This window comes from Microcystis sp. M_QC_C_20170808_M3Col (assembly GCF_007095505.1).
In the GTDB taxonomy this organism is placed as follows: Bacteria; Cyanobacteriota; Cyanobacteriia; order Cyanobacteriales; family Microcystaceae; genus Microcystis.
Map to the genome: position 1 here is coordinate 1 of NZ_SFBY01000363.1, position 7,064 is coordinate 7,064.

Annotated in this window: 4 protein-coding genes, 2 tRNA genes and 2 pseudogenes; 4 read left to right on the forward strand and 4 right to left on the reverse strand. The window is 42.4% G+C overall.

Features of this window, described 5'->3' with window-relative positions:
• Window positions 1-151: 151 nt before the first annotated feature.
• The 3 genes from EWV84_RS16580 to EWV84_RS16590 form a co-directional block, all read right to left on the reverse strand.
• Window positions 152-238 (reverse strand) — tRNA-Ser (locus EWV84_RS16580).
• Between the two features lie 116 nt (window positions 239-354).
• A complete protein-coding gene (locus EWV84_RS16585) occupies window positions 355-1,452 on the reverse strand; it encodes a glycosyltransferase family 4 protein (RefSeq protein ID WP_287078892.1) in 1,098 nt (365 codons plus the stop codon).
• Entirely contained in the window at window positions 1,452-3,281 is a 1,830-nt protein-coding gene (locus EWV84_RS16590; RefSeq protein ID WP_287078893.1) for a tetratricopeptide repeat protein, read from the reverse strand. Before EWV84_RS16590 ends, EWV84_RS16585 begins: the two co-directional genes overlap by 1 nt.
• Window positions 3,282-3,754: 473 nt before the next feature.
• Here EWV84_RS16590 and EWV84_RS16595 point away from each other — a divergent pair, with 473 nt between their 5' ends.
• A complete protein-coding gene (locus EWV84_RS16595) occupies window positions 3,755-5,032 on the forward strand; it encodes a M16 family metallopeptidase (protein ID WP_287078894.1) in 1,278 nt (425 codons plus the stop codon).
• Window positions 5,033-5,035: 3 nt separating this feature from the next.
• Complete coding sequence (locus EWV84_RS16600; protein ID WP_286826954.1) at window positions 5,036-6,295, forward strand: M16 family metallopeptidase; 1,260 nt, start codon at window positions 5,036-5,038, stop codon at window positions 6,293-6,295.
• Window positions 6,296-6,347: 52 nt separating this feature from the next.
• Here the strand turns inward: EWV84_RS16600 and EWV84_RS16605 are convergent.
• Window positions 6,348-6,419: transfer RNA gene (locus tag EWV84_RS16605), tRNA-Asn, on the reverse strand.
• A gap of 146 nt (window positions 6,420-6,565) precedes the next feature.
• On the opposite strand from EWV84_RS16605, the pseudogene EWV84_RS16610 reads away from it, so the two are divergent.
• Window positions 6,566-6,823: pseudogene (locus EWV84_RS16610) on the forward strand (hypothetical protein); the annotation flags it as partial.
• Window positions 6,824-6,912: 89 nt separating this feature from the next.
• Window positions 6,913-7,064: pseudogene (locus EWV84_RS16615) on the forward strand (IS630 family transposase); the annotation flags it as partial.

Here is a 7,064-nt window from a genome sequence, read left to right on the forward strand (position 1 = left end):
TGAACGAAACCCCCTACTATCTGTGGTCAAGGTTCAGTTTTTAGCTTGGTTATCGCTTTTTCCATTTTAGCTTAAAGCCGTCCTCAAAGGACGGGGTTTTAACCCAAATTTTCGATAAAAAGCACCTCATAGATATGAGGTGCTTTGGGGACGGAGAGAGAGGGATTCGAACCCTCGTTAAAGTTACCCCTAAACAGCATTTCCAGTGCTGCGCCTTCAACCGCTCGGCCATCTCTCCAATTAAGGTCACGATCATCAATCCTACAGCAAATGCTGCCGATCTGTCAAATTATTTTTCTTTTTCCGACGATGACCGCTCAGGTTATACTTCATCTGGACGGGAAACGCTGTCAGTTAAGCAGACCCTAGATATTGATTTAAGATTGCGGCCGTAGCTAGACCAGTTTTTTGCCAACTAAACTCATTGGCTCGTTTTTTGCCTAGATGACTTAATTTTGAGTGTAATTGTCGATCTTGAGCGATAATTTTGAGGGCATCGGCTAGGGCCTCGACTCGATAGGGATCGATTAAAATTGCCGCTGTTGCCGTGACTTCGGGCAAAGATGACAAATTTGAGGTAATGACGGGTGTACCGCAGGCCATAGCCTCTAAAACGGGCAATCCGAAGCCTTCCCAGAGACTAGGGAAGACTAAAGCAGTGGCTTGAGTGATAACTTTGGGTAGGTGATCGTAGGGGATATAATCGAGAAATTTAATGCGATCGCTGACGGCTAATTCTCGCGCTTGTTGTTGTAAATTGGGGGTATAACGGCGATCAAAGCTGCCGGCAATCCAAAGATGATAATCTGTTAAATCTGGGGGCAGTTGGGCAAAAGCGGCGATTAAACGCGGTAAATTTTTATAGGGATTGGGACGACCGAGATAGAGAAAATAGGGATGCTCTGGCTTATTATCTTCAATAGGGCGAAAGTGATGATTATCGTAGGCTAGGGGAATAGAAGTAATTTTATCGGCGGGAATTTGATAATATTCAGTGATATCTTTGGCCGTTGCCTGAGAGTTGCAGATAATATGTTTTGCCTGTTGTAATACCTGCGGCACATAATAACGGAAATAGTGAGTTAAGGGGGAAGTAAAACTGGGAAACCGCAGGGGAATTAAATCGTGTACCATGACGACAAAGCAACAGGGAGAATTTATCGGTGCTTCTGGGAGGGGAGAAAAGAGTAAATTGGCGTTTAATTGTCGGTAAATTGACGATAACCGAAACTGAGTCCAGAGTAAGCGTTTTAAATGACCTTTCGCTCCTCGATCGGGGCCGAGACCCTTGGGGATAGAATAACAGTTAAAGTCGGGATAACTATTAGTTGTTAGTAGGGTTGGTTCTAAATTTTTCAGGTAGGGTAAGAGGTTAAGAATGTAGGTACTGATTCCTGTGGGTTGGGGAAAAAGTACCGAGAGATTAATTAATAAGTTATGCTGTGTATTCACTAATTACCCTGTTGATATTTGCTGAGGATTTCTGAGATATATTGGTAGCCTTCCACTCCAAGGGACTTAATCAGGGAGGAACGTTCCTGACTGAAAGTCTGCTCAAAAGCTGCGATATTTTTGCCGCGAATAACCGTTAATAGACTAGCAGCTTGTCGCCATTCTACTGCACCGATTTCGTGTAGCCAATACATTCCTAGAGAACCCATATAAATTGCCTGTTCAAAATTCTTGTCTTGATAGTAAGCTTCGCCTAAATAAGTTAGTAATAAACCTTGCAGATATACATCTCCGTAGTATTTGGCCGATTCCAATCCTTGCAGGAGAATATTAATCGCTTCTTGGGGTCTTTCGAGGATAAGATATGCTAGACCTAAACTGCTACAACAAAGGGATTTACTCTGCCAATCTTGGAGACTTTCCGCTAACTTTAATCCCTGGTTTAAATACTCGATCGAACTTTGATAAATTTCGGGATCATATCTCTCTAACTGTTGCGCTTCCTGTACCTGACTATAACCCAAATTAGCTAAAGCGTTAGCCTGTCCTAAACTATTACCCTGTTGACGACTTAAAATTAAAGCTCTCTGACTTAAATTAATTGCTTCTGCATAGTTTTTCTGGATAGCATTGAGACGGGATAAATGGTTTAAATTAGCTATTTCACAAGCAGAATCCTGTTGTTGACGAGCAATTTCTAAAGCTTGTTGATGACATTCTCTGGCCTGTGGATAGTCGCCACGAATGCGATTAGAATAGGCAATTAAAGTTAAAATTCTCGCCTTTTCTCCCGTGCCTTCCACATAACGCAGAGGAATTGATAAATAGTCTAACGCATCCTTGAGATAACTACCAGAAAAGGAGGCAAAAATTCCTCCGTATAAAGGAAAATAGTCCCGCTGAGCAAAGGTTCTCAGAATTTGTAAAGCCATCTGAAAACAGCCGCGACTATAGAGGGAATTTTTACTAACTTGCTCGAAACTATTGGTTAACAGCGACCAAATTAAAGCGAAGGTGAGAAAGGTAGAAATGGATAATTTCGCTCCTAATTTTTCGCTATAGATGCGCTGATCAAAAAAGTTAATTAGTCCTCTTTGGATATATTGAAAAACAATAGCAGTTTCTACCCAATCGGTTAAAGTTAAATCTTGAGTGAGAGGATCAAAAGCTTGTTGATTAGCTAAACTTTCTAAGACTCGTTTTAACCAAGAGGGATTAACTTTACTTGCCCAAATTTGCCAAGGAGTCACTCGCTCATTATCATTAGTAAAACCAAGATTGCGATTTTGTTCGTAGAGCCAACTGGTGAGATAACTCGATAAATTTGACCAAGTATTTAACCCCAAATTAATCCCTGTGGCAATTTGCCATAAATCCGCTTCTCCCCGCTGCTGAGAAATTGTCTGTAAATTCTTGGCTAACTGTTGCAATTGTTCTAGGGTTAAAGCATTATTTTGATTGGGATCAATTAAATTTACTAAAGTCAGTAAACGATCCTCTCGATCGATTTTCACCAGATTATCGATCGCCGCTGCAGTGAGAGAATTTTGCTGATTGTTTTTTTGATATTTTTCCCATTCACTTTCGATTGTTTCCAAGGCACGCAAAACCCTAGTCGCTTTAATTTTTGTTTCTAACTGTGAGCGAGTAAGGATCATTTTTTCTGTTAAACAACGCTCAAAAATTTCTCCTGTGCCATTTTTTACTCCCTCGGCTAAAAGGTTATAAACCTGTGATTTAGCCCTAATTTTTCCTTCTAAAGTTAGATTGACAATGCGATCAATTAGTGCATTATAAGTTTCGTTGAAGTTATCTCTATTGTCTGTCATAGGGGGTTTTTCAGTTATCAGTAAACAGTAAACAGTAATTAGGGTCTGCTGAAAAAGTTTTTCGGTGGGGGTTGGGGGTTGGGGGTTGGGGGTTGGGGGTTGGGGGTTGGGGTGTGGGGTGTGGGGTTTTAGCGATTTTCAGGTGGTCAATTACCTAATTTTCAGGGAAAAAGTCCCTGAATTTTCCCCCCAATCACTCCAATCGCTGGCACTTTTTGATTGACAAAAAGTCTAAAAGTCTTATCGAACAATGTTTTTAGATTTATCCAGCAAACCCTAATTAGGGAGCGGTAAACAGTAATCAGTAATCAGTGAACCGAAAACTCACATCTGATAACTGATCACTGAGCACCGATAAGGCTGATATTTGGGGGAATTGTCTAGAAATCATGACAAAATTTTTTAATGGTAGAGCAGGCAAGAGATAAGATAATCTATGTATAGAATTTAACAAAAAATCTGGTTAACGGACATTGATCAAGTCGATAGCACAGTGTCAAACGAGTTCTTTTCCCGCTCAGGTATGGCAATTAGATCACGGCTTAACCGTAATTCATCAGTATTTACCCGTGACTCCTGTGGTGGTGGTGGATGTGTGGGTGAAAGCAGGTGCGATCGCTGAACCCGATTCATGGTTAGGTATGGCCCATTTTCTCGAACACATGATCTTTAAGGGGACGAAAAAACTTCCCCCCGGACTCTTTGACTATTTAATCGAAAATTGTGGCGGAATGACCAACGCTGCCACCAGTCACGATTATGCACACTTCTATCTCACCAGCAGTGTGGATCAAATTGAACATACCTTACCCCATCTGGCAGAAATTCTCCTCCATGCTGAGATTGACGACGAGGAATTCTATCGGGAAAAAGATGTAGTTTTAGAAGAATTACGGGCCTGTTATGATGATCCCGATTGGATTGCCTACCAAACCCTCTGCGGAAGTATCTATCAAAACCATCCCTACGGACGCTCTATTCTAGGCGATCAACCCTGTTTAGAGCAATTAACCCCCAATCAAATGCGCTGTTTCCATCGCACCTATTATCAACCGGAAAATATGTGTGTGGCGATTATCGGGGGAATTGAACCCCAACCAGCTTTAGAAATTATCCGGCAATCTTTTCGTGAATTTCCCGTCCCCTCGGAATCTCCTGCGAATCTAGTGGCTGCCGAACCCCCCCTGATCGAAATTCGTCGTTCCCAAGTATATTTACCCCACCTAGAACATTCTCGTCTCTTGATGGGATGGATGGGACCAGGATGCGAGCGCCTAGAAGATGCCTTTGGATTAGACTTGATTTCTGTAATTCTTGCCGGGGGACGCTGTTCGCGGTTAGTGCGACAGCTGCGGGAAGAAGCGCAAATCGTCCTCGATATTAACAGTAATTTTTCCCTGCAACGAGATTCCAGTCTCTTTACCATCGGTGCTTGCCTATCTAGCTCACAAACCGCCGCAATTGAAGCTATTATCTGTGAACATATCCAACATCTGCACGATGATCCCGTCCCCCCCGAAGAATTACACCGCACTCAACAGATATTAACTAACGATTATATTTTCTCCACAGAAACCCCGGCCCAATTAGCAGGACTCTATGGATATTATCAAACCCTGAGAGCTGCCGACCTAGCAACGATCTATCCCCAAGTTATCCAAAGTTTGCAACCGTCAGATCTACAGCGTCTCGCTCGTCAGTATCTCTCCCCGGAGCGATATGCTATTACAGTAATGCAACCCTGTGAATAAACGATGTCCGCTTCTCCCATTCACCGCTTAATCTTAGAAAATGGCATCACCCTTTTAGTGATGGAAAATACGGCCGTGGAGTTGGTTGCTGGGAGGATTTTCCTCAAAAATGCGGGTACTCGTTGGGAAAAACCCGAAAAAGCGGGTTTATTTCGTCTTTTAGCAGTGCTGCTCACCAAAGGTACAGAAAAGTTATCTTCCCTAGAAATTGCCGATCGCGTTGAGTCCACGGGGGCCGGTTTAAGCGCGGACACGGGGACTGATTATTTTGTGGTTAGTTTAAAGACCGTTACCAAGGATTTTTTAGATATATTGCGTCTAGCGGCAGAAATTATTCGTTTTCCCAGTTTTCCACCCCCAGAAATCGAATTAGAGAAAAATATCACCCGTCAAAGCATTCGCTCTCAATTGGAACAGCCTTTTAATGTCGCTTTTAATCAATTACGCGCAGCTATGTACCCCGATCATCCCTATGGTATGTCTTTATTGGGTACGGAGGCAACGGTTTCTCAATTGCAACGGGAGGATATGCAGGCCTATCATAGTCGCTTTTTCCGTCCCGATAACTTGGTGATTAGTCTTTCCGGTCGTATTACCCTAGAGGAAGCAGTAAAAGCAGTGACGGAAATTTTTGGCAGTTGGTCAATTCCCGATCTTCCTTTATCTAGTTTACCCCCGGCCGCTTTTGATTTTCAGCCTACCTGTTTAACTACCGTCCAAGCTAGTCAACAGGCGATCGTTATGTTAGGATACCCCGGGTCTTCTGTACAAGAGGATGATTATCCCGTTTTAAAATTATTGAGTACCTATCTGGGGAATGGGTTATCTAGTCGTTTATTCGTGGAATTGCGAGAAAAACGGGGATTAGCTTACGATGTTTCCTCTTTTTATCCCACCCGTCTCGATTCTTCCCAATTTGTCATTTATATGGGAACTGCACCTCAAAATACAGCGATCGCCGTGTCGGGATTGCGTCAGGAAGCAGAAAGGTTATATAAAGTAACTTTGAGTGAGGAGGAGTTACAGTCAGCTAAAAATAAGTTATTGGGTCAATATGCTCTCGGTAAACAAACTAACGCCGAAATCGCTCAATTATACGGTTGGTATGAAAGCTTAGGTTTGGGGATTGAATTCGATCGCACTTTCCTGGATTCTATTAATCGGATTACTCCTGAACAAGCGCGATCGGTAGCCAGTAAATATTTTCAAAATCCTTACATTTCTTTAGTCGGTCCAGAAAATGCGATCGCTGAAATTCTCTAGGAAGACCAAAAAGCGGCAACAAGAAAGTATTGCCGCTTTTATTTTCGATTAACTCCCCGGGTGGGATTCGAACCTACGACCAATCGGTTAACAGCCGACCGCTCTACCACTGAGCTACCGAGGAAAGTTACTCACAATTAATAATTATAATCATAAGTCCCTCAATAATGCAAGTGCTTTCTGGATTTTTTCTAAAAAAATTTCCGGTGCCGGTAGCGGTAGGCGGAGAATCAACTATTGTGGAGATAAGGACACCATTAAGTCTAGTCTATGCTTGCCCATCACCGCCGTCCTGTCTCCCTATGTCTGCTCTCGACAGATCTACCCATCCTCTCCACTTTAGAGACTGCCGCTACCCTCTACCAAAAGGATCGCCACCGGTTTCAACTTCTCCTCAATCAACCACTGGTCGCTCTCCCAGAAATAGAGACACTTAAACCCGAAAATAAGCAAAATAAATTAATTTGGCGAGAAATTTCGGCCAATCGGGTAATTATGACCATGCAGGGCCAGGAAAGATTCTCCTATACTTTGCACGGCTATAACTTGCATTTTTTACTCAAAGACAATAATATAGTTTAAGAGTCATAATTAGAAGCAAAGCACTCATTGAAAACATGATTAACCTAGAATTCACTGAAGAAGAAAAAAACTCACTGTATTATGAAAGATTTCATCATCCCCATCCCCGGGTTCAACTTAAGATGGAAGTTCTTTGGTTAAAGAGTCAAAAAATACCGCACCAAAAAATTTGTCAGTTAGCAGGAAT

Excerpts from the sequence above, each read along its gene's own strand:
- EWV84_RS16600 (WP_286826954.1), top strand. The coding sequence starts at position 5,036 with ATGTCCGCTTCTCCCATTCACCGCTTAATCTTAGAAAATGGCATCACC.
- EWV84_RS16590 (WP_287078893.1), bottom strand. The coding sequence starts at position 3,281 with ATGACAGACAATAGAGATAACTTCAACGAAACTTATAATGCACTAATT.